Origin of the sequence: Leisingera sp. ANG-S5 (assembly GCF_000813925.1) — a bacterium.
GTDB lineage: Bacteria > Pseudomonadota > Alphaproteobacteria > Rhodobacterales > Rhodobacteraceae > Leisingera.
In genome coordinates this window covers 1-20,705 of sequence record NZ_JWLH01000003.1, presented here as the reverse complement: position 1 = coordinate 20,705, position 20,705 = coordinate 1, and the positions used below count along the sequence as shown (strand labels likewise).

The 20,705-nt window shown below is 63.7% G+C and carries 17 protein-coding genes; 10 read left to right on the top strand and 7 right to left on the bottom strand.

The window, feature by feature from the left end; translation table 11 throughout:
- Positions 1-10: 10 nt before the first annotated feature.
- Positions 11-673, bottom strand: a complete 663-nt coding sequence (locus RA25_RS04775) for an HAD-IA family hydrolase (RefSeq protein WP_039170562.1) — start codon at positions 671-673, stop codon at positions 11-13.
- Between the two features lie 131 nt (positions 674-804).
- On the opposite strand from RA25_RS04775, the gene glmU reads away from it, so the two are divergent.
- Genes glmU through RA25_RS04755 form a run of 4 tightly spaced genes read left to right on the top strand, consistent with a single transcriptional unit; the run spans position 805 to position 5,231 of the window.
- On the top strand, positions 805-2,160 hold the full coding sequence (gene glmU, locus RA25_RS04770) for a bifunctional UDP-N-acetylglucosamine diphosphorylase/glucosamine-1-phosphate N-acetyltransferase GlmU (protein WP_039170561.1): 1,356 nt from the start codon (positions 805-807) through the stop codon (positions 2,158-2,160).
- Complete coding sequence (glmS, locus tag RA25_RS04765) at positions 2,160-3,983, top strand: glutamine--fructose-6-phosphate transaminase (isomerizing) (RefSeq protein ID WP_039170560.1); 1,824 nt, start codon at positions 2,160-2,162, stop codon at positions 3,981-3,983. The genes glmU and glmS overlap by 1 nt, the downstream gene beginning before the upstream one ends.
- 3 nt (positions 3,984-3,986) lie before the next feature.
- The gene (locus RA25_RS04760) at positions 3,987-4,529 is read left to right on the top strand and encodes a pyridoxamine 5'-phosphate oxidase family protein (protein WP_039170559.1); all 543 of its coding nucleotides are present in this window, start codon (positions 3,987-3,989) and stop codon (positions 4,527-4,529) included.
- Between the two features lie 21 nt (positions 4,530-4,550).
- Positions 4,551-5,231, top strand: coding sequence for a DNA alkylation repair protein (locus RA25_RS04755; RefSeq protein WP_039145383.1), 681 nt, complete (start codon positions 4,551-4,553; stop codon positions 5,229-5,231).
- Positions 5,232-5,315: 84 nt separating this feature from the next.
- Here the strand turns inward: RA25_RS04755 and RA25_RS04750 are convergent, their stop codons facing one another.
- The gene (locus RA25_RS04750; protein WP_019296014.1) at positions 5,316-5,768 is read right to left on the bottom strand and encodes a hypothetical protein; all 453 of its coding nucleotides are present in this window, start codon (positions 5,766-5,768) and stop codon (positions 5,316-5,318) included.
- Positions 5,769-5,859: 91 nt separating this feature from the next.
- Between RA25_RS04750 and moaA the strand changes: the two genes are divergently transcribed.
- The 3 genes from moaA to RA25_RS04735 are packed head-to-tail and all read left to right on the top strand — an operon-like array spanning position 5,860 to position 9,237.
- A complete protein-coding gene (gene moaA / locus RA25_RS04745) occupies positions 5,860-6,870 on the top strand; it encodes a GTP 3',8-cyclase MoaA (RefSeq protein ID WP_039170558.1) in 1,011 nt (336 codons plus the stop codon).
- A 1-nt stretch (position 6,871) separates the two neighbouring features.
- Positions 6,872-8,179: a 3-deoxy-D-manno-octulosonic acid transferase gene (locus RA25_RS04740; protein WP_039170557.1), complete on the top strand. Its 1,308-nt coding sequence runs from the start codon at positions 6,872-6,874 to the stop codon at positions 8,177-8,179.
- Positions 8,179-9,237 (top strand): glycosyltransferase family 4 protein, encoded by a 1,059-nt coding sequence (locus RA25_RS04735; RefSeq protein ID WP_039170556.1) that lies wholly within the window; start codon positions 8,179-8,181, stop codon positions 9,235-9,237. The genes RA25_RS04740 and RA25_RS04735 overlap by 1 nt, the downstream gene beginning before the upstream one ends.
- A gap of 95 nt (positions 9,238-9,332) precedes the next feature.
- On the opposite strand, the gene RA25_RS04730 is transcribed toward RA25_RS04735, so the two are convergent.
- From RA25_RS04730 to RA25_RS04715, 4 genes are all read right to left on the bottom strand, one after another.
- Positions 9,333-10,496: a M20 aminoacylase family protein gene (locus RA25_RS04730; protein WP_039170555.1), complete on the bottom strand. Its 1,164-nt coding sequence runs from the start codon at positions 10,494-10,496 to the stop codon at positions 9,333-9,335.
- 34 nt (positions 10,497-10,530) lie between these two features.
- On the bottom strand, positions 10,531-11,697 hold the full coding sequence (locus RA25_RS04725) for a M20 aminoacylase family protein (RefSeq protein WP_039170554.1): 1,167 nt from the start codon (positions 11,695-11,697) through the stop codon (positions 10,531-10,533).
- 207 nt (positions 11,698-11,904) lie between these two features.
- A complete protein-coding gene (gene argE, locus RA25_RS04720) occupies positions 11,905-13,086 on the bottom strand; it encodes an acetylornithine deacetylase (protein ID WP_039170553.1) in 1,182 nt (393 codons plus the stop codon).
- 2 nt (positions 13,087-13,088) lie between these two features.
- Complete coding sequence (locus RA25_RS04715; protein ID WP_039170552.1) at positions 13,089-14,909, bottom strand: ABC transporter ATP-binding protein; 1,821 nt, start codon at positions 14,907-14,909, stop codon at positions 13,089-13,091.
- A 338-nt stretch (positions 14,910-15,247) separates the two neighbouring features.
- On the opposite strand from RA25_RS04715, the gene RA25_RS04710 reads away from it, so the two are divergent.
- The 3 genes from RA25_RS04710 to RA25_RS04700 all read left to right on the top strand — a co-directional run bounded on the left by RA25_RS04710 (position 15,248) and on the right by RA25_RS04700 (position 19,069).
- Positions 15,248-16,951 (top strand): peptide ABC transporter substrate-binding protein, encoded by a 1,704-nt coding sequence (locus RA25_RS04710; RefSeq protein WP_039171181.1) that lies wholly within the window; start codon positions 15,248-15,250, stop codon positions 16,949-16,951.
- A gap of 146 nt (positions 16,952-17,097) precedes the next feature.
- Entirely contained in the window at positions 17,098-18,105 is a 1,008-nt protein-coding gene (locus tag RA25_RS04705) for an ABC transporter permease (protein ID WP_019296023.1), read from the top strand.
- On the top strand, positions 18,098-19,069 hold the full coding sequence (locus tag RA25_RS04700; RefSeq protein WP_019296024.1) for an ABC transporter permease: 972 nt from the start codon (positions 18,098-18,100) through the stop codon (positions 19,067-19,069). The genes RA25_RS04705 and RA25_RS04700 overlap by 8 nt, the downstream gene beginning before the upstream one ends.
- 75 nt (positions 19,070-19,144) lie before the next feature.
- On the opposite strand, the gene RA25_RS04695 is transcribed toward RA25_RS04700, so the two are convergent.
- Entirely contained in the window at positions 19,145-20,425 is a 1,281-nt protein-coding gene (locus RA25_RS04695; RefSeq protein WP_039170551.1) for a DUF3422 family protein, read from the bottom strand.
- Between the last annotated feature and the right edge of the window lie 280 nt (positions 20,426-20,705).

Below are 20,705 nucleotides of genomic sequence, written 5' to 3'. Positions count from 1 at the left end.
AGTTGCGGGATCACGCAATCAGCCGGTCTGCGACCTCCAGAAGGTCCTCGAACCGGTCGAGCAGCGCCTCCGGCTTCAGCGCGGCCATATCATCGCCCGAGGGACCGAAGGTGACCAGCACCGACGGCACACCGGCATTTGCCGAGGTGTTGCGGTCGGTATCGCTGTCTCCCACCAGCAGGGTACGGGCCGGGTCGCCGCCTGCGCGGCGGGCAGCCTCAAACAGCGGCTCCGGATCGGGTTTGCGCACCGGCAAAGTGTCGGCGCCAACCAGCGAGGCAAAGGCATCCCTGACACCCAGGCTGCGCATCAGCTGGTCCGCCAGTCCCTCTGGCTTGTTGGTGCAGATGCCGACGCCGTAGCCTGCAGTTTTCAGCATCTCCACGGCCTCCATGGCGCCTGGATAGAGCACGGTGTGGTGGTCGATGGCGTCGCGGTAGGCCTCCAGCAGCACCGGATAGAACTCATCAACTGTGGCCTGATCGAACTTGCCTGTCCGCTTCAGGCCGGTTGCCAGCATGTTGCGGCCGCCGCGCAGGGCAACAGCAGCATCCTCCGGCCGGTCCAGAACATCGCCCAGCCCCATCTGCCGGAAACAGGCGTTGGCCGCCGCCAGAAGGTCGCCCGAGGTATCCGCCAGCGTGCCGTCCAGATCGAAGATAACCGTTCGCATGTCCTGCCCTTTCGGCACTTTTCCGCCGCCGCATGTTGCAGGCCGCAATCTTGTTTGATGGCGCTATCCCTTGCGCCCCGCCTGTTAGCGGATAAAACGGGAGCGCTAAAAAGACAAAGAGAAAAGCGATTATGAGCATTGCCCTTGTCATCCTGGCGGCCGGAAAAGGCACGCGGATGAACTCCGATCTTCCGAAAGTGCTGCACCCGATTGCCCAGGCGCCGATGCTGGAGCACGCGATGGCCGCGGGCCGCACACTGGCACCGGAGCGCACCATCATCGTGGCGGGCCACAGGGCGGATGAGGTGCGTGCGGCAGTTGCCGAAATCGACGAAGAGGCCGAAGTTGTCCTGCAGGAAGAACAGCTTGGCACCGCCCATGCGGTCGATCAGGCCCGCACTGCGCTGGACGGGTTCGCGGGCGATGTGGTTGTGCTTTATGGCGACACGCCCTTTGTCAGCGCCGAAACACTGGAGCGCATGGTGGAGGCCCGCCAGCGTGCCGACCTGGTGGTGCTGGGGTTCGAGGCCGCCGACCCGGGCCGCTATGGCCGCCTGGTGATGGACGGCGACTGCCTGGAGAAGATTGTCGAGTTCAAGGACGCCACTGAGGCAGAGCGCGCGATTTCCTTCTGCAACTCCGGCCTGATGGCGGGCAAGGCCAGCGCGATGTTCGATCTGATTGCCAAGGTCGGCAATGAAAACGCATCGGGCGAATACTACCTGACCGATCTGGTGGAACTGGCCCGGCGCGAGGGTCTGAACGTCACCGCCGTGTCCTGCGATGAGGCGGAAACGCTCGGCGTCAACTCGCGCGCCGAGCTGGCGCAGGCGGATGCGCTGTTTCAGGCGCAGGCGCGGGAAGACCTGATGGAGCTGGGTGTCACCCTGATGGCGCCGGAAACCGTCTATCTGGCCTTTGACACTTTCATCGGCCGCGACACCGTGATCGAACCTAACGTGGTGTTCGGCCCCGGCGTCACCGTGGAAAGCGGCGCGCTTATCCGGGCGTTTTCGCATCTGGAGGGCTGCCACGTCAGCCGCGGCGCCAAGGTCGGGCCGTATGCACGCCTGCGCCCCGGTGCGGAGCTGGCGGAAAACACCCACATCGGAAACTTCGTCGAGATCAAGAACGCCGAGATTGCCGAGGGCGCCAAGGTCAATCACCTCAGCTACATCGGCGATGCCTCTGTCGGCGAGGCCACGAATATTGGCGCAGGCACGATTACCTGCAACTATGACGGGGTGATGAAGCACCGCACCGAGATCGGCGCCCGCGCCTTCATCGGGTCGAACACCATGCTGGTGGCTCCGGTCCGGGTCGGCAACGAGGCGATGACCGCAACCGGCGCAGTGGTGACCAAGAATGTGGAAGACGGCGACCTGGCCATTGCCCGCGCCGAACAGAGCAACAAACCGGGCCGTGCGCGCAAGCTGATGGATATGCTGCGCGCCAAGAAGGCCCGCCTGCAGAAGGGAGCCAAGTGATGTGCGGAATTGTCGGCGTACTGGGCAATCACGAGGCCGCCCCGATCCTGGTCGAGGCGCTGAAACGGCTGGAGTACCGCGGTTATGACAGCGCTGGGATCGCCACGGTGAACAACGGCGCCCTGCGCCGCCGCCGTGCAGTGGGCAAACTGGTGAACCTTTCCGACCTTCTGGTGCATGAGCCGCTGGCCGGCAAGGCCGGCATCGGCCACACCCGCTGGGCCACCCATGGCGCGCCGTCTGTCAGCAACGCCCACCCCCACCGCGCCGGTTCCGTCGCAGTGGTGCACAACGGCATTATCGAGAACTACAAGGAACTCCGCGCAGAGCTTCTGAACTGCGGCATGGAGTTCCGCACCGAGACCGATACCGAAACCGTCGCCCTGATGACGGAGCGCTACTTGAAAGAGGGGTACACCCCCGTCGATGCCGCCTTCAAAACGCTGGACCAGCTGGAGGGCGCCTTTGCCCTGGCCTTCCTGTTTGATGGCGAAGAGGACCTGATCGTCGCGGCCCGCAAGGGCTCGCCGCTGGCAATCGGCCATGGCGACGGCGAGATGTTCGTGGGCTCCGACGCCATCGCATTGGCGCCGCTGACCGACCGGATCACCTATCTGGAAGAAGGCGACCGGGCTGTTGTCACCCGTTCGGGTGCGGAATTGCGCAATGCCCACGGCGAACTGGTGAACCGCGAAACCAAGACCATCCAGATCGACTCCTCGCAGGTCGACAAGGGCGGCCACAAGCATTTCATGGCCAAGGAAATCGCCGAGCAGCCGCATGTGATTGCCGAGGCGATCCGTCATTACCTGCCGGTCGAGGAAAACGCCGTGCGCCTGCCCGGCGAAGGCGTGGATTTCTCGCAAGTCGAGCGGCTGACCATGGTTGCCTGCGGCACCGCATTTTATGCCTGCCTGACCGCCAAATACTGGTTCGAGCAAATCGCCCGCCTGCCGGTGGAGGTCGATATCGCCTCCGAGTTCCGCTACCGCGAACCGCCGATCCCCGGCAAAACGCTGGCGCTGTTCGTGTCGCAATCGGGTGAGACTGCCGACACTCTGGCCGCGCTGCGCTACTGCCAGGAGAAGGCGGACAAGATCCTGTCGGTGGTGAACGTCCCCGAAAGCTCCATCGCGCGGGAAAGCGATCTGGCGCTGCCGATCTTTGCCGGGCCGGAAATCGGCGTCGCCTCCACCAAGGCGTTCACCTGCCAGCTGACGGTGCTGCTGGCGCTGGCGCTCAAGGCCGCTTGCGACCGCGGGCATCTGACTGCCGATGAAATGGCGGAGTACGCCACCGCAATCCGCGGGTTGCCCAATGTGCTGTCCTCAGCGCTGGAGCAGAACGAGGCGATCCGCCTAGCGGCGCAGAAGGTCAGCGAAGCCCGTGACGTCTTGTTCCTGGGCCGCGGCCTGATGTTCCCGCTGGCGCTGGAAGGCGCCTTGAAGCTGAAGGAAATCAGCTACATCCACGCCGAAGCTTATGCCTCCGGCGAGCTGAAGCACGGCCCCATCGCGCTTATCGACAAGAACATGCCGGTGGTGGTGCTGACGCCCAAGGACTCGCTGTTCGACAAGTCCGTGTCCAACATGCAGGAAGTACTGGCCCGCAAGGGCAAGGTGCTGATGATCTCCGATCAGGGCGGCATTGACGAAGCCGGCGACGACGTCTGGTGCGCGATCCGGATGCCAAAGGTCAAAGAGGCGCTGTCACCGATCCTCTATGCCATTCCGGCGCAGCTCTTGGCCTATCACACCGCAGTTGCCAAAGGCACCGACGTGGACCAGCCGCGCAACCTCGCGAAATCAGTAACGGTGGAGTGAGCCATGGCCAAGCAGTTCCCGCAGATCGACGACGCCCACCGCAAGTTCATTGAAGAGCAGCACATGTTCTTCACCGGTTCGGCCGGACCGGAGGGGCGCGTGAACATCTCCCCCAAGGGAATGGACTCGCTGCGGGTACTGGGGCCGGACCGGATTGTCTGGATGAACCTGACCGGCAGCGGCAATGAAACCGCGGGCCACCTCATGGAGGTGAACCGGATGACCCTGATGTGGTGCTCCTTCACCACCCGCCCGATGATCCTGCGCACCTATGGCACCGCCAAGGTCCTGCACGCGGGTGATGACGGCTGGGAAGAACTGGCCGCCCTGTTCCCCGCGCACCGCAGCGCCCGTCAGATTTTCGATGTTTCGGTCGATATGGTTCAGACCTCCTGCGGCTATGCGGTGCCTTTCATGGAATACCAGTCCGACCGCGACACCATGCAGAAATGGGTGGACGGGAAGTCGGACGCGGAAATCCGCGCCTATTGGGAAGAGAAGAACCAGACCACCATCGACGGCAAGCCGACCGGCGTGCCGGTGTGACGGTCGCGGTCAAGGAAACACATGATTGATCCCTATCTTGACGCGCTCAAAGCCCAGGCCGAACCCGGCCGGGCAGAGCAGATGGCGGCCTATCACAAGCAGGCGCGCGAAGTTCTGGGGGTGCCGAACCCGGCCACCAACGACCTGACCAAATCCTGGCGTCAGTCCCTAAGCGTGGCGGAGCGCGTCGATCTGGCCCGCGCCCTGTGGCACACCGACATCTTCGAGGCCCGCATCGCCGCGGGCAAGCTGCTCACACAAGCGCGGATCAAGGAGGATCAGGCGGTCTGGGAGCTGCTGCAGTCCTGGGTGCCGCAGTTTGACAGCTGGGCGATTGCCGACCATGCCTGCTCTGCCATTTCTAAACGGCTGCTGGCGGATCCGGCGCGTCTGGACGCGGTAGAAAGCTGGTGCCAATCGGACCACATGTGGACCCGCCGCGCGGCGCTGGTCGCAACCCTGCCCTGGGCCAAGATGAACAATCTGAAGCCCGCTGATCAACAAGCCCGCGAACGCATCCTGGGCTGGGCCGCAGCTTATGTGCCCGACCGCGACTGGTTCATGCAGAAAGCAGTGGCTTGGTGGCTGCGCGACCTCAGTAAGCACGACGCAGACCGCACCCGCGCGTTCCTGGCGGAACATGGGCAAGACATGAAGGGGTTTGCCCGCAAGGAAGCGGCGAAATACCTGAAAGATATCTAGGCCAGCAAAAGGTCCCGCCCGGCACCCGCCGGGCAGCGCCCGCCCCGCCGAAGCAAGCGGGCGCTTTCCCTATTGATTAGAGGCTCAACCTGCGGGGGGCAGCACCTGCACCTCAGCCAGTTCTGTCAGCGGCAGGCCCAGCGCCCGCATTGCGCCAATCGACAGGCGGCTGCCGCCGGAAGCCTCGCCCGGGATCGGTTTCAGCGTCAACACCACTTGGGTATTTCGGTTGGAACGGATCAGCGCCTGCTGCTCTGCTGCCACCAGCGGCGTTTCCATCCACAACCCCGGCAGCGACGGATCGCCCAGCGAGGCCACTGTGGTGGCGGAACCGAGGAACGAAGGCGCGGAAGGCGACGTTGGCGCCAGCGGCTCCGCCGGAGCAACATCAACGCCAGGTGAGGGCTGCAGCACCGGGTCCTGCGGCTCAGCCGCCGCTGGTCCGCCGGAACCGTTCAGAATAGAAGAGTTCAGCTGGATCCCGTTACAGGCCGCCAGCAGGGAAATCGAAGCAAGGGAAATGACTGTCATACGCATGAGGCGACCCTAGCCAGCTGCGAAACTCTTTGCCAGTCACAAATGCCGTCTCCCCCTTGCCGCGGGCGGTGCCCCGCTTTACCTAGGAGGCATGACGGCTCCGCTTATTGATCCCTTCGCCCGCGCAATCACTTACCTGCGTGTCTCGGTCACCGACCGCTGCGATTTCCGCTGCGTTTACTGCATGTCGGAAAACATGACCTTTCTGCCCAAGAAGGATCTGCTGACGCTGGAGGAACTGGACCGTCTCTGCTCCACCTTCATCCGGCTGGGCGTCGAGAAGCTGAGGATCACCGGCGGCGAGCCGCTGGTGCGGCGCGGCATCCTGACCTTCTTCCAGTCGATGAGCCGCCACCTGGAAACCGGCGCCCTTAAGGAGCTGACGCTGACCACCAATGGCTCGCAGCTGGTGAAGTACGCAGATGATCTCTATGCCGCAGGAGTGCGCCGGGTGAATATCTCGCTCGACACGCTGGACGAACAGAAGTTTGCCGATGTCACCCGCTGGGGCCGCCTGCCGCAAGTGATGAAGGGCATCGATGCGGCGCAGAAAGCAGGCCTCAAGGTCAAGATCAATGCGGTGGCGCTGAAGGGCTTCAACGAGGAAGAACTGCCCCGGATCACCGAATGGTGCGCCGGACGCGGCCTCGACCTCACCTGGATCGAGGTGATGCCGATGGGTGAGGATATCGGCGCCATGGAGCGCATCGGCCAGTACTGGTCGCTGAAGGACGTGCGCAAGGAATACGAAAGCCACTACACTGTCACCGATCTGGCCGAACGCACCGGCGGCCCGGCCCGTTATGTGCGGCTGGAGGAAACCGGCCAGAAGATCGGTTTCATCACGCCGCTGTCCCATAATTTCTGCGAAAGCTGCAACCGGGTTCGGGTCACCTGCACCGGCGAGATCTACACCTGCCTCGGCCAGGAGGGCAAATCCGACCTGCGGGCGCCCCTGCGCGCCAATGAGGAAGGCGCCGGCGTGCTGGAGGCTGCGATCCGCGCCGCCATCGGCGACAAGCCCCGCGGCCATGATTTTGATTATTCGCGGCAAGAGGCCGGCGGCCAGATGTCCCGCCACATGAGCCACACCGGCGGCTGACATGCCCGGGACCGCTCCAGCGCAACGGACGCTGCTCTACTCCCTGTACTGCGGCGTCAGCGCGCTGATTGCCCCCTTGGCTTGGCGCAAGGTCGCGGGCAAGCTGCGCGACTACGGCCTGCCAGAGGAACGGGTGCGTGAACGCCTCGGCCACGCCTCCCTGCCCCGCCCGGCCGGGCAGCTGATCTGGTTTCATGCGGCTTCGGTCGGCGAAAGCCTGTCGGTGCTGACCCTGATTGCCCGGATGGGCGAACAGATGCCGGATGCGGAGTTCCTGATCACCTCCGGCACCCCCACCTCGGCTGAGCTGATCGCCAAGCGGATGCCGCCGCGCTGCCGCCACCAATTCCCGCCGCTGGACACCGCCGCCGCCGTGGACCGCTTCCTGGCCCATTGGAAGCCTGATCTGGGGGTATTTGTCGAAAGCGAGCTGTGGCCGCAGATGCTGGTGCGCGCCCGCAAGACCGGCTGCCCGCTGGTGCTGCTGAACGCGCGCCTCTCGGACAAATCGGTGCAGGGCTGGACAAAGCGCCCGGATACCGCGCGGTATATCCTCGACCAGTTCACTCTGCTGGTGACCCAGAACCAGAAAACCGCCGCCAACCTGCAGGCGATGGGCGCCGCACCGGAGCGCATCCGCCCCGGCAGCAATCTCAAGGCCGTTTCCGCGCCGCTGCCGGTGGATCAGGACACCCTCGCCAAGGTGCGCAGCAGCATTGGCGAGCGGCCTGTCTGGGTCGCCTCCTCGACTCATGAAGGCGAAGAGGAAACCGTGCTGGACGCCTATGAGGCGCTGCTGAAACAGCACCCGGACCTCTGCCTGCTGCTCGCCCCCCGCCACCCGGAACGCGGCGATGCGGTTGAAACGCTGATCAAGGACACGGGCCTCAGCTGCGCACGGCGCAGCAAGGGCGTGCTGCCCGGCACCCAAACCCAGGTCTATCTGGCAGACACGCTGGGCGAGGTCGGCACATGGTACGCGCTCTGCCCGCTGGTGTTCCTGGGCGGGTCCCTGCGCGAAATCGGCGGCCACAACCCGTTTGAACCGATGCAGGCAGGTGCGGCGGTGATCACCGGCACGGGACACTACAATTTCGCCGAGACCTATGCCGAACTGTCCGCCCTAGGTGCCGCGGCAGAAGTGCGCTCAGCGGCGGAACTATCAGATCAGGTTGCCAAATGGCTGGAGCAGCCGGAGGTCTTTCAGGCCGCTCGCGACGCTGCCGGGCAATTCATATCCCGCCAATCGGATCAACTGGACAAGACGGTGGACGCCCTGCTGGCACTGCTGTCCGATAGGAGGCCGTGATGGCACAAGTTGACGCCAAAAAAATCGAAGTCATTGCGCCGAACTTCAAGCGCCGCCTGTCCGGCGTCACCTCCACTATCGTGCGGCTGGTGCCGCTGCAGCGCCAGCATATCGCCATTGCCACCGCGGGCAGCGGCCTGCCGGGGAACATGCCGCATCTGTCGGTGTCCCAGCTCATCCTGATGCGCCGGAACGGCCCATCCGGCGCCCGCGTCTGGCACGCCCGGCGTAATGTGGAAATGCTGGGCGGCCTGGCGCTGAAATACCTGCTGGGCAAGCGGCTGAAACTCTTGTTCACTTCCGCCTCGCAGCGCCATCACTCCGGCTACACCAAGTGGCTGATCTCGCAGATGGACCGGGTGATCGCCACCTCCGCCAAGGGCGCAGCCTACCTGGAGAAACCTGCGCAGGTGGTGCACCACGGGATCAACACCGAAGAGTTCGCTCCACCTGCTGACAAGGCGGCGCTGCGCCGCGAACTGGGCCTGCCGGAGGATGCGATCCTGATCGGCTGTTACGGCCGCATCCGGGCGCAGAAGGGCACTGACGTCTTTGTCGACGCCATGCTGGAAGTGCTGAAGGCACACCCCAAGGCGGTTGGCATCGTGATGGGCCGCGCCACCGAAAAACACGTTGCCTTCGAGAAGGAACTGCGCGCCAAGGTGGAAGCCTCTGGCCTATCGGACCGCCTGCGGTTCCCGCCGGAAGTGCCGGTTTGGGAGGTGTCCCGCTGGTATCAGGCGCTGGACCTCTACGTGGCGCCGCAGCGATGGGAGGGGTTCGGCCTCACCCCGCTCGAAGCGATGTCCTGCGGCGTGCCTGCGGTAGCCACCCGCGTCGGTGCTTTTGAGGAACTGATTGCGCCAGGGGAAACCGGCCTGCTGATCGATCCGGGCGAAACCACCCAGATGGTGGAGGCCATCAGCGCGGTGCTCTCCACCGAGGGCCGCCTGCAGGCTTGGTCAGAGGCCGCGCGCAAACACGCCATGACCAACTTCGCGCTGGAGAAAGAAGCGGAAACGCTCGTCACTATCTACCGCGAATTGCTGGAGCACTGACGCCCGCCGCCGCTTCTTTCTGGTCAAAAATATTCTCGGGGGTGAATTGAGCCGCAGGTTCAAGAGGGGGCAGACAGCCCCCTCTCCAATATCATTCAGGCAGCCGGCATCCGCTGTTCAACGATCTCCGCCCACCAGCTGCAGCCTGCAGGAATGGCGTCGTCGTTGAAGTTGTACTCCGGGTGATGCACCATCGCGGTGTCGCCGTTGCCCATCAGGATATAGGCGCCGGGGCGCTCTTCCAGCATGAAGGCAAAGTCTTCGCCGCCCATCACCAGCGGCGCATCCCCGCAGGAGCCGGACACGCTGGCGGCCACCTTGGCCGCGAACTCGGTCTGCTCCTCGTGGTTCACCATCACCGGATAGCCGCGGTGATAGGTGATGTCCGCAGTGCCGCCGAAGGTCGCGGCGATGCCATTACACACCTCGTTGATGCGCTTTTCTGCCAGATCGCGCATCTCCCGCGACATGGTGCGCACGGTGCCCTTGATCTGCACCTTCTGCGGGATCACGTTGAACGCTTTTGAAGACGTCTCAAAAGAGGTCACCGAGACCACAATCTGATGCACGGGGTCGGCGTTGCGCGAGGCAATAGTCTGCAGCGCCAATACGGCTTGAGCGGCCAGAACGGTGGTGTCCACGGTCTCATGCGGTTTGGCCGCATGGCCGCCGCGGCCCTCAAAGGTGATGTCGAACTGGTCGGTTGCGGCAAAGAAGGATCCCGGACGGATGGCAAAGGAGCCCAGCGGCTGGCCCGGCCAGTTGTGGAGACCGTAAACCTCCTGCACGCCCCAGCGGTCCATCAGCCCGTCGTCGCACATCACCTTGGCGCCGCCGCCGCCTTCCTCGGCGGGCTGGAAGATCACCACCACGGTGCCGTCGAAATTGCGGGTTTCCGACAGGTACTTGGCAGCGCCCAGCAGCATCGCGGTATGGCCGTCATGGCCGCAGGCATGCATCGCGCCGGGGGTCTTGGAGGCATAGTCCAGACCGGTCTGCTCATGGATCGGCAGCGCGTCCATGTCGGCGCGCAGGCCAATGACCTTGCCGGAGGTGTCCGCCTTGCCCTTGATCACGCCCACGACGCCGGTGCGGCCGATGCCGGTCACCACCTCGTCGCAGCCGAACTCCTGCAGCTTTTCCGCCACCAGCGCGCTGGTGCGGTGGGTTTCGAACAGGATTTCCGGGTTTTCGTGGATGTCACGGCGCCAGGCGGTGATTTCATCCTGCAGTTCGGCAAAGCGGTTCTTGACCGGCATTTCTCACTCCTTTGGTTATCTGTTCCCCGCAGCCTCAGGCCGCGGGCATTCTTCGTTCCACCAGCTCGGCAAACCAGCTGCATCCCAGCGGGATCGCTTCGTCATCAAAGACATAAGCCGGGTGGTGGCACATCTGGGTGTCGCCGTTGCCGAGGAAGATATATGCGCCGGGGCGCTGCTCCAGCATGTAGGAGAAATCCTCGGACGGCATGATCGGCGGGGTCTCGGCATCGACCTTTGCAGAGACCGCCTGCGCCGCCTCCACTGCATGTGCAGTGCCGTTTTCATCATTGATTGTAACGGGATAGCCAGGAACCCATTCGACATCAGCCGTGGCTCCAAACGCGGCAGCAGTGCTTTCGGCAACCCGGCGCACCCATTCCTCGGCCTGGGTGCGGTACTCGGGATCCAGCGTACGCACAGTGCCCTGCAGCCTGGCGGTATGGGCAATCACGTTCGACGCTGTGCTGTCGGTTTCAAAGGTGCCGACGGTCAGCACCACGCGTTTGATCGGGTCCACGTTGCGCGACACGATCGAGTGCAGCGAGACCACGATCTGCGAAGCCACCAGCGTGGTATCAATCGCCTCGTGCGGGGCGGCGGCGTGGCCGCCCTTGCCGGTGACGGTGATGATGAATTCATCCGAGGACGCCATCAATGGACCCGGACGGATGGCAAATTCGCCCACCGGAAGGCCGGGCATGTTGTGCAGGCCATAGACCTCCTGGATGCCCCAGCGGTCCATCAGGCCGTCGTCACACATCGCCTTGCCGCCGGCGCCGCCTTCTTCGGCCGGCTGGAAGATCAGCACAGCCTTACCGTCGAAATTCCGTGTCTCTGCAAGGTACTTAGCCGCGCCCAGCAGGATCGAGGTGTGGCCGTCGTGGCCGCAGGCGTGCATCACGCCGGGCGTCTTGGAGGCATAGTCCACACCCGAGGCCTCGGGGATTGGCAGCGCGTCCATGTCGGCGCGCAGGCCGATGGCGCGGCCTGAGGTGTTGGTCTTGCCTTCGATCACCGCGACCACGCCGGTCTGGCCGACGCCGGTGGTGATATCGGTGATGCCGAACTCCTTGAGCCGCTCCACCACAAAGGCAGCGGTTTCATGCACCTCGTACATCAGTTCGGGGTTCTCGTGCAGGTGATGGCGCCAGGCTGTGATCTCCTGGTGCATCTCGGCAAAGCGGTTCTTGGCCGGCATTTTCCCCTCCCCTTTACTGTTTCAGGTTCCGTTGCGGCAAACTGTCCGCGAAAAAACTTAGCTTCGCAAGTATCCGGCCCCGCCGGGACGTGGCGGAACGCGCCAGAGCGGGGGTGCCATGCGTGCACCCCCTGTGCACCGTCTGTGCACCGTCTGTGCACCACCTGATACACCTTCAGCACCAATCTGAGCACGAAACGCGCGGTTTCAAGGCAGCGGGAAGTAGCCGCGCAGTTTCTCCACCAGCTTGCGCATGAAGTCGTGGCCCGCGTCGAACTGAGCAACCGTGATATACTCGTTGGGCTGATGCGCCTGCGCGATGTCGCCGGGACCGCAGATCACCGCCGAGTAACCGGCCTGCTGGAACTGGCCCGCCTCGGTGCCGTAGCTGACCACATGAGAGCCGTTGTCGCCGGTCACCCGGCGCACCAGCGCCTCAGCCTCGCCGTTCTGTTCCGGCACCAGTCCGGGCACGTCGAAGTGCTTGGACACATCAATGCGGGCCTCCGGGTGGATGGCCTGCATTTCCGCCTCGACCTCGCGCACCTTGGCCAGATAGGCCGCCTCCCAATCGCTGGCATGCTCGCCCGGCACCACCCGGAAATCCATCAGAAAGCGGCAGTCCTTGGCGGTGATGTTGTGGGCGGTGCCGCCCTCGATCATGCCGACGTGGCAGGTGGTCCAGGGCGGAGTGAACATCGCCTGCATCTCACCCGGCTCCCTGGCCATGTTCGCGGCGTTCTGCTGGTTGGCCCAGTCGATCAGTTTCGCACCCTGCATAATGGCGCTGACACCGGTGTGCATGAGTGAAGAGTGCACCTCAAAGCCCACCAGATGGGTGTCGTAGCCGGTGCCGCCCTTGTGGCCGGTGACGGCTTGCATCATCGAAGGCTCACCCACGATCACCGCCGAGCCCTTGGGCAGCACTTTCTGCATCGCTTCGATCATCGGCGGGGCGCCGGTGCAGCCGATCTCCTCGTCAAAGCTCAGCGCCAGTTGCAGCGGCCGGGTGACACCCCCGGTATGGGCCTCCACCAGCGCCCAGATGGCGAGAGCGTCAAAGCCCTTCATGTCGCAGGTGCCGCGGCCGAAGTATTTGCCGTCCTTCTCCACCACGGTGAAGGGATCAGTCTCCCAAGGCTGGCCGTCGACCGGCACCACATCAGTATGGCCCGACAGCACCACGGCGCCCTCTTCCCACGGGCCAACGTGGGCAAAGACGGCGGCCTTATGCGGCTGATCCGGGTCTGTCCAGCGGTGGCTTTCGATGCCGTGGGACGACAGATAGTCCTGCACCCAATCGACCAGCGGCAGGTTGGTGTCGCGGCTCACCGTCGGGAAGGAGACCAGCTGCGCCATGATCTCCAGCGGGGTCAGTTTTTCCGCCATGCTCAGTAGCCGCTGTCAGTGGTCAGCACGAAATGGCCGGGTTCCAGCTCCAGGTATTCCGACGGTTCCGGCTGATAGCCGACCTCGTGGATCGGCGACGGGATCGGTTTGAAGTTCAGTTCCTTCTCAGACTTGCGCTGGCGCGGATCGGCGATCGGGACCGCCTTCATCAGCGCCTGGGTATAGGCGTGCAGCGGGTTTTCAAACACGCGCTCACGCGGGCCGATTTCGACGATGCGGCCCAGGTACATGACGCCGACCTGATGGGAGACCCGTTCGACCACCGCCATGTCGTGGCTGATGAACAGGAACGACAGCCCCAGTTCCGCCTGCAGCTCCATCATCAGATTGAGGACCTGCGCCTGCACCGAGACGTCGAGTGCGGAGACAGCCTCGTCCGCGACGATCAGCTTGGGGTTCAGGGCGAGCGCGCGGGCGATGGCGATCCGCTGGCGCTGGCCGCCGGACATCTCATGCGGGTAGCGGCGCATGAAGCTGCGCGGCAGATGGACGCGGTCAAACAGGCTGGCAACCCGGTCGTGCAACTCGGAGCCGGAGGCGAGGCCATAGTTCCGGATCGGTTCCGCCACCTGGTCGATCAGCTGCATCTGCGGATTGAGGGAGGCAAAGGGATCCTGGAAGATCATTTGCATGTCCTGGCGCGCCTTGTGCATCTGGGACGGGCTGAACTGCAGCACATCGCGGCCTTCGAAGTTCACTTGGCCGGATTGCGGCTCCACCAGGCGCAGGATCGAGCGGCCGGCAGAGGATTTGCCACAGCCGGATTCGCCGACCAGCGACAGGGTCTGGCCCTTGAACACCTTAAAGGACACATCCTCCACCGCGTGCACGTTGGAAATGGTGCGGCGCAGCAGGCCGCCCTTGACCGGGAAGCGCGTGGTCAGGTTCTTTACATCCAGCAGCACCTCGTCGGTGCCCTTGATCGGCTCGATCTTCTGGTTCTCGACGCCCATCAGCTTCATCGGTTCGGGGTAATGCTTGCCGCGCATCTCGCCCAGCTTCGGCACCGCCGCCAGCAGTGCCTTGGTGTAGTCGTGCTTGGGGTTTTCGAAAATCTCCTCGACGGTGCCTTCCTCAACCTTGTTGCCGCGGAACATGACGACGACGCGGTCGGCCATTTGGGCCACCACCGCCATGTCATGGGTGATGAACATCACCGCGGTGCCGGTCTCACGCTTCAGCCGGTCCATCAGCGCCAGAATCTCCGCCTGGATGGTCACATCCAGCGCGGTGGTCGGTTCATCTGCAATCAATAGCCGCGGCTCGCAGGCCATCGCCATGGCGATCACCACCCGCTGGCGCATGCCGCCCGACAATTCGTGCGGATACTGCTTCAGGCGGCGTTCCGGTTCCGGGATGCGGACCTGGCGCAAGAGCTCCAGCGCCCGCTCCTCTGCCTGGGACTGCGACATCTTCTTGTGGATGCGCAGGCCCTCGGTCAGCTGGCGGCCGACGGTGAACACCGGGTTGAGCGCGGTCATCGGCTCCTGGAAGATCATGCCGATCTCGTTGCCGCGAATCTGCTTCATCATCTCCTGTTCGGAGGTGGCAAGGTTGGTATCGCCGCCCTCGCGGCGGTTGAACAGCAGCTCGCCGCCGGCGATCTCGCCGCCGCCAAACTCCACCAGCCGCATCAGCGACAGCGAGGACACCGACTTGCCGGAGCCGGATTCGCCAACGATACAAACGGTTTCGCCGGGGCTCACGTCAAAGGAGACATCCTCCACCCCGACCACGGGGCCGTCCTTGGTCTGAAACTCCACCCGCAGATTTCTGATGGATGCAATGGCGTTGTCCAGCATGACGGCTCCCTGTTTTTCTTGCCTGGCCCGCCTGAAAAGACGGCCTCAGGTTCCGGAGTTAACTCTACTTTGCACAAAAATGCTCATGCAAATAATGCATGGCCCCTTCGAAATTGGAATTTGCAATTTCCCGGCAAAAGCGTTTCGATACCCCTGTGGTTGCCTGCAGGCTGTCACGTGCCGGTGCGTCCGGCAAGGTGTTAAGAGGTTATAGTCTCAAGGTTTTCCCTTTGCTTGCAGGCCCAGAGCTACACTTCCGCAGCAATGCGGCAACCCTCCGGGCCTGATCGGGCCCGGGCAACAAAAAGACACGAAACGTGTCCGACAAGGAGTGTGTGATGAAATTGAAATCCCTATTGATGGGTGCCGTTGCCGCGGTCTCTCTGGCACCTGCAGCCTTTGCTGAGCGCGGGTCCGACGGCCAGGTCAACATCATTTACTGGCAGGCGCCGTCGATCCTGAACCCGTTCCTGTCGAGCGGCACCAAGGATGTGCAATCGGCCTCGCTGGTGATCGAGCCGCTGGCGCGCTATGACCCGCAGGGCAACATGATCCCCTATCTGGCGTCGGAAATCCCGACCGTGGAAAACGGCGGCGTCAGCGAAGACCTGACCTCGATCACCTGGAAAGTTGCACCGGGCATCAAATGGTCCGACGGCACCGACTTCACCGCCCATGACGTTAAATTCACCGCCGATTACTGCATGCACCCCGAAGGCGGCTGTGCCCAGCTGACCAAGTTCCAGGGCGTTACCGGTGTCGAGGTGGTGGACGATCTGACCGTCAAGGTCACCTTCGACAAGCCGACCCCCTTCCCCTACGGCCCGTTTGTGGGCGGCGAAAGCCCGATCCTGCAAAAGGCCCAGTTCGAGAACTGCACCGGCGCCAAGGCACCGGAATGCACCGAAGCGAACTTTGGCCCGATCGGCACCGGCCCGTTTGTGGTGGATGAGTTCAAGCCGAACGACGTGATCACCATGTCCGCCAACCCGAATTACCGCGACCCGGCCAAGCCGGCCTTTGCCAAGGTGCTGTTCAAGGGCGGCGGGGACGCAACCGCGGCCGGCCGCGCCGTAATGGAAACCGGCGAGTTCGACTATGCCTGGAACCTGCAGCTGGCGCCGGAAGTGATCGCGCAGATGGAAGCAGGCGGCAAGGGCAAGCCGGTTGCGGGCTTCGGCTCGCTGGTGGAACGCATCATGCTGAACCAGACCGACCCGTCGCCGGAGCTGCCGGAAGGCGAGCGCGCCACAGCCAAGCATCCGCACCCGTTCCTGAAAGACCCGGCGGTCTACAAGGCGATGTCGATGGCCATCGACCGTCCGCTGCTGGTGGAAATCGGCTATGGCAAGGCCGGCAAGGTCAGCTGCAACTGGGTGCCTGCACCTGCTGCCTTTGCGTCTGATACCTTCCAGTGCGACACACAGGACATCGAAGGCGCCAAGGCGATGCTGGAAGAGGCAGGCTACAAGGACACCAATGGCGACGGCGTGCGGGAGACCCCGGACGGCAAACCGATGAAGATCCTGTACCAGACCTCGACCAACGCCGTGCGCCAGGACTTCCAGGCGCTGATCAAGGAGTGGTGGAGCCAGATCGGCATTGAAACCGAGCTGCGCAACGTCAACGCCTCCGTCTTCTTTGGCGGCGACCCGGGTTCGCCCGACACCTTCCAGCGTTTCTATGCCGACGTCGAAATGTACGCCAACAACTTCGACGGCACCGACCCGCAGTCCTATCTGGGCAACGGCCTGTGCGACAAGGCGCCGAAGCCGGAATCCCAGTGGCAGGGTGAGAACATCTCGCGCTTCTGCGACGAGGAGTTCGATCAGCTGCACGCCGAACTGGCCAAGACCGCCGGCCTGGAAGCGCGCGCCGAAATCGGCCGCCGCCTGAACGACATCATGGTCGAAAACGGCGGCATGATCCCGCTGGTGCACCGCGGCCGCCTGTCGGCGCATTCCAATACCCTGGGCGGTGTCGACCTGAACGTCTGGGACAGCGAGCTGTGGAACGCAGCTGACTGGTACCGCATCAAGTAAGCACTGCTTGCTTCTCCGGGCCCCGGCGCGACGCCGGGGCCCTTGCCATCTGCAGGGGCTGCCACCGGCTGCTGTGCATGGCCTGGACGCGGGGACCCCGCCCCGCCTGTTCCGAATTCAATACAAGTTGCAAAGGCGCTTAGCAGATGCTGACCTTTACAATCCGGCGGCTGATCCTGGCAGTTCCGACACTGCTGTTCATCAGCCTCGTGATCTTCCTGCTCCTGGAGCTCGCCCCCGGCGACCCGATGGCGCAGGTTCCCCTGACCGTCCCCGCTGAAGTCAAAGAAAAGATGCGCCTGGCCCTGGGCCTGGGCGAGCCGATGCATATCCGGTTCTGGAAATGGCTGGTGCAATTCTTTTGGATCGAGCCGCAGGTGCTGATCGACAATATCTTCGGCACCAGCCTCGCCGAAGGCCAGCTGCGGGTGATCTCCTGGCAGACCCGCTCGCCGGTGATGGACATCGTGGTCCAGCGTATCCCGCAGACCCTGTGGGTGGTTGGCACTGCCTATGTGGTTGCGATCCTGATCGCGCTGCCGATCGGCATCTACTCCGCCTACCGCCAGTACAGCTGGTTCGACCAGATGGGCACCTTCGTGTCGATGGTCGGCTTCTCGGTGCCGCCGTTCTTCTCGGGCGTGTTGGTCATCGTGATTTTCTCGGTGCAGCTGGGCTGGTTCCCGTCGATCTATGACACCACCCATGTGGTCGACAGCTGGGACAGCTTTGTCTACCAGCTGAAGCAGATGATCATGCCTGTGATGGTGCTGGCGTTGCAGATCACCGCGCAGCTAAGCCGCTTCATGCGCGCCTCGATGCTGGACAACCTCAATCAGGATTATGTCCGCACCGCCCGCGCCAAGGGCCTCAGCGAATATGTGGTGGTGATGGTTCACGTCCTGCGCAATTCGATGATCCCGGTGGTCACGGTGATTGCGCTGGGGATCCCGTCGATCTTTGGCGGCGCCATCATCACCGAGCAGGTGTTCAAGGTGAACGGCATCGGCCAGCTGCTGATCGGCGCCATCCAGGCCAACGACCTGCCGATGGTGCAGACGCTCACCTTCATCTTTGCGGTGCTGATCGTGCTGTTCAACCTGATCGCCGACGTGCTGTACGGCATTCTTGACCCGAGGATCCGCTATGACTGACAAGGAACGCTTTGTGCCGGATGAAGGCATGGCTCCGGCCTCGACCGCGGTTCCGGCCGCCGGGCAGATGGAAGAGCTGCACCAGCCGCCGCGCAGCCAGTGGCTGGACGTCTGGGACCAGTTCAAGTCCCACCGCGGCGCGCTGATGGGCGGGGCGCTGTTCCTGCTGATCATCCTGGCGGTCTATGCCGGTCCGCTGGTGTGGGACCTTGAGGCCACCCAAATCGACATCCGCGCCCGCAATCAGGGCCCGAGCTGGGCGCATCCCTTCGGCACCGACCAGCTGGGCCGCGACATGCTGGCCCGGATGATGGCAGGCGGCGCAACCTCGGTCTCAGTCGGGCTGACGGCGATGCTGCTGGCGCTGTTCCTAGGCTCCTTCATCGGGGTGATGGCCGGTTTCTTCAAGAAACTGGACGGACCGCTGATGCGCCTGACCGACCTGTTCCTGGCGTTGCCGCTGCTGCCGCTGCTCTTGGTCATGATGCTGCTGTTCCGTGAGCCGCTGAACGCCGCCTTCGGGCCGGAACAGGGGATTTTCATCCTGATCGTGATCTCCATCGGGGTGACCAGCTGGATGCCCACCGCACGGATTGTGCGCGGCGATGTGCTGGCGCTGAAAGAGCGCGAGTTCGTGATGGCGGCACGCTCCATCGGCACCACCAACAGCGGGCTGATCACACGGCACATCCTGCCCAACGTGCTGTCGCCGATCATGGTCTCGGCCACCCTGGGCATTGCCACCGCGATCATCACCGAGTCGTCCTTGTCTTTCCTTGGCCTCGGCTTCCCGCCGGACTTCCCGACCTGGGGACGGCTGCTGTTTGATGCCACCGACTACCTGCAGCAGTATCCTGAGCGGGTGTTCTGGCCCGGCATGGCGATCTCGCTGACGGTGCTGAGTGTGAACTACCTGGGCGACGGTCTGCGCGACGCGCTGGACCCGCGGATCCGGGGCCGCTGATCAGAGCGCGCCGCAGAAACGAAAGAGGGCCGCCCCACTGGGCGGCCCTTCGCTTTGGCACTCTTGCGGCAGTGCTCAGTGCAGCTTCTTCCGGATCCGCTGGATGCCCAGCCACACCAGGCCAATGACCGGCAGAGTGACAGCGGCGATCAGCACCTTCTTGGTCATCCCGTAGCGTTCGGCCAGCGGGAACAGGAAGTCGGAAACCAGCGATATCGCGTAGTAGCTGACCGCCACCACCGACAGGCCTTCGACAGTGTGCTGCAGGCGCAGCGCGATATCGGCGCGGCGGTCCATGCTCGCGAGCAGCGCCTGGTTCTGGGCGGAGCGTTCCACATCCACCCGGGTCCTGAGCAGCTCCCCTGCCCGGCGTGCCCGGCTGGCCAGCGTATCCAGCCGTTTCTCGGTGGAATTCACCGTCCGCATCGCAGGATCAAACCGTCGCAGCATGAACTCAGCAAAGGTCTGGAACCCCTCGTGGCGTTCTTCCCGCAGCAGGCTGATGCGCTGGCTGACCAGCGCGTCATAAGCGCCGGTCGCCCCGAAGCGGAAGGCGGATTGCGCCGCCATCGCCTCCAGCTCAGCCGAAACTGCCAGCAGCTGGGTCAGGATCTCCTCAGCAGGCTTGGTGCCGCTTGTCATCTCCGCCATCATCTCGCTGAGACGGCTGTCCAGCTTTCCGATCACCGGCGACAGGCCGCGAGCGCGGGAAAAGCCCAGCATCGACATCGCCCGGTAGGTCTCGATCTCGCAGAGCCTCTGAACGATCCGGCCCACCCGCTGGGCGCCGGTATCGGTGTTTGGGAAGATGGCAAAGCGCACATGGCCCGCCGGGTCGATGCGGAAATCACCGGCCACCACGGCGCTGTCGTCCAGTACCTGCGAAGCGGTCAGGCTTTCCGGCACGAACCAGTCGTGCATGGTGGTTTTCAGCACCGCCGGCGCGGCGCGCGGCACCACCCGGATCAGCGCCGAGGTGATCCGCTGGCCCGGCGCCACTGCCAGCCAGTCGACCGGGAAGACATCAAAATCCGCGGGGTCGAAGGCACGCGTGCTGACGCCGTCGCTGTAGACGGTGTAGCTGACAAACTCAGTGTGCTGCTCCCACTTCAGCATGTGCCGCCCGATCTGGGCGGTATGGTGGGTCGCCCCCGGTTTGGGATGCGGCGCGCCGTGGCGGTCCAGCAGCTGGATCAGGTGCTGCATGTCCTGCATCCGGTCGCGGTGCACGGCCTCTTGCGGCTGTTTCACAGCCAGGTAGACCACCGTGCAAGGGCTGGTCATGGTCGGGAACGGGCGGGCGTGCAGCTCATTGGTCAGCTGGTAGCGCAGCGGGTGATCCTGGATCGGCGGCATTCTTGGTCTCCGGGGCAATGCCGCGGACCATACTGCAGCCGGGAAAACATGTACAGAAATGTTTTATTTCAACACGTTAGCTGAATGCAACGGTATACACAAGCACCATCTGGGGGCGCTGCCCCCGGCCTGCGGCCTCCCCCGGGGTACTTGGGACAAGGAAGAAGCGGCAAAGGAAAAGGCGCCCCGGATGGAGCGCCTTTTCTGTTGGTTTGATGTCCTGTTTACTGAACCAGGCCCAGCAGTGTGTCGAGACTGGCCTTTGCATCGCCATAGAACA

Coding starts and splice junctions, on each gene's coding strand:
- RA25_RS04775 (WP_039170562.1), bottom strand. CDS start 673: ATGCGAACGGTTATCTTCGATCTGGACGGCACGCTGGCGGATACCTCG.
- glmU (WP_039170561.1), top strand. CDS start 805: ATGAGCATTGCCCTTGTCATCCTGGCGGCCGGAAAAGGCACGCGGATG.
- glmS (WP_039170560.1), top strand. CDS start 2,160: ATGTGCGGAATTGTCGGCGTACTGGGCAATCACGAGGCCGCCCCGATC.
- RA25_RS04760 (WP_039170559.1), top strand. CDS start 3,987: ATGGCCAAGCAGTTCCCGCAGATCGACGACGCCCACCGCAAGTTCATT.
- RA25_RS04755 (WP_039145383.1), top strand. CDS start 4,551: ATGATTGATCCCTATCTTGACGCGCTCAAAGCCCAGGCCGAACCCGGC.
- RA25_RS04750 (WP_019296014.1), bottom strand. CDS start 5,768: ATGCGTATGACAGTCATTTCCCTTGCTTCGATTTCCCTGCTGGCGGCC.
- moaA (WP_039170558.1), top strand. CDS start 5,860: ATGACGGCTCCGCTTATTGATCCCTTCGCCCGCGCAATCACTTACCTG.
- RA25_RS04740 (WP_039170557.1), top strand. CDS start 6,872: ATGCCCGGGACCGCTCCAGCGCAACGGACGCTGCTCTACTCCCTGTAC.
- RA25_RS04735 (WP_039170556.1), top strand. CDS start 8,179: ATGGCACAAGTTGACGCCAAAAAAATCGAAGTCATTGCGCCGAACTTC.
- RA25_RS04730 (WP_039170555.1), bottom strand. CDS start 10,496: ATGCCGGTCAAGAACCGCTTTGCCGAACTGCAGGATGAAATCACCGCC.
- RA25_RS04725 (WP_039170554.1), bottom strand. CDS start 11,697: ATGCCGGCCAAGAACCGCTTTGCCGAGATGCACCAGGAGATCACAGCC.
- argE (WP_039170553.1), bottom strand. CDS start 13,086: ATGGCGGAAAAACTGACCCCGCTGGAGATCATGGCGCAGCTGGTCTCC.
- RA25_RS04715 (WP_039170552.1), bottom strand. CDS start 14,909: ATGCTGGACAACGCCATTGCATCCATCAGAAATCTGCGGGTGGAGTTT.
- RA25_RS04710 (WP_039171181.1), top strand. CDS start 15,248: ATGAAATTGAAATCCCTATTGATGGGTGCCGTTGCCGCGGTCTCTCTG.
- RA25_RS04705 (WP_019296023.1), top strand. CDS start 17,098: ATGCTGACCTTTACAATCCGGCGGCTGATCCTGGCAGTTCCGACACTG.
- RA25_RS04700 (WP_019296024.1), top strand. CDS start 18,098: ATGACTGACAAGGAACGCTTTGTGCCGGATGAAGGCATGGCTCCGGCC.
- RA25_RS04695 (WP_039170551.1), bottom strand. CDS start 20,425: ATGCCGCCGATCCAGGATCACCCGCTGCGCTACCAGCTGACCAATGAG.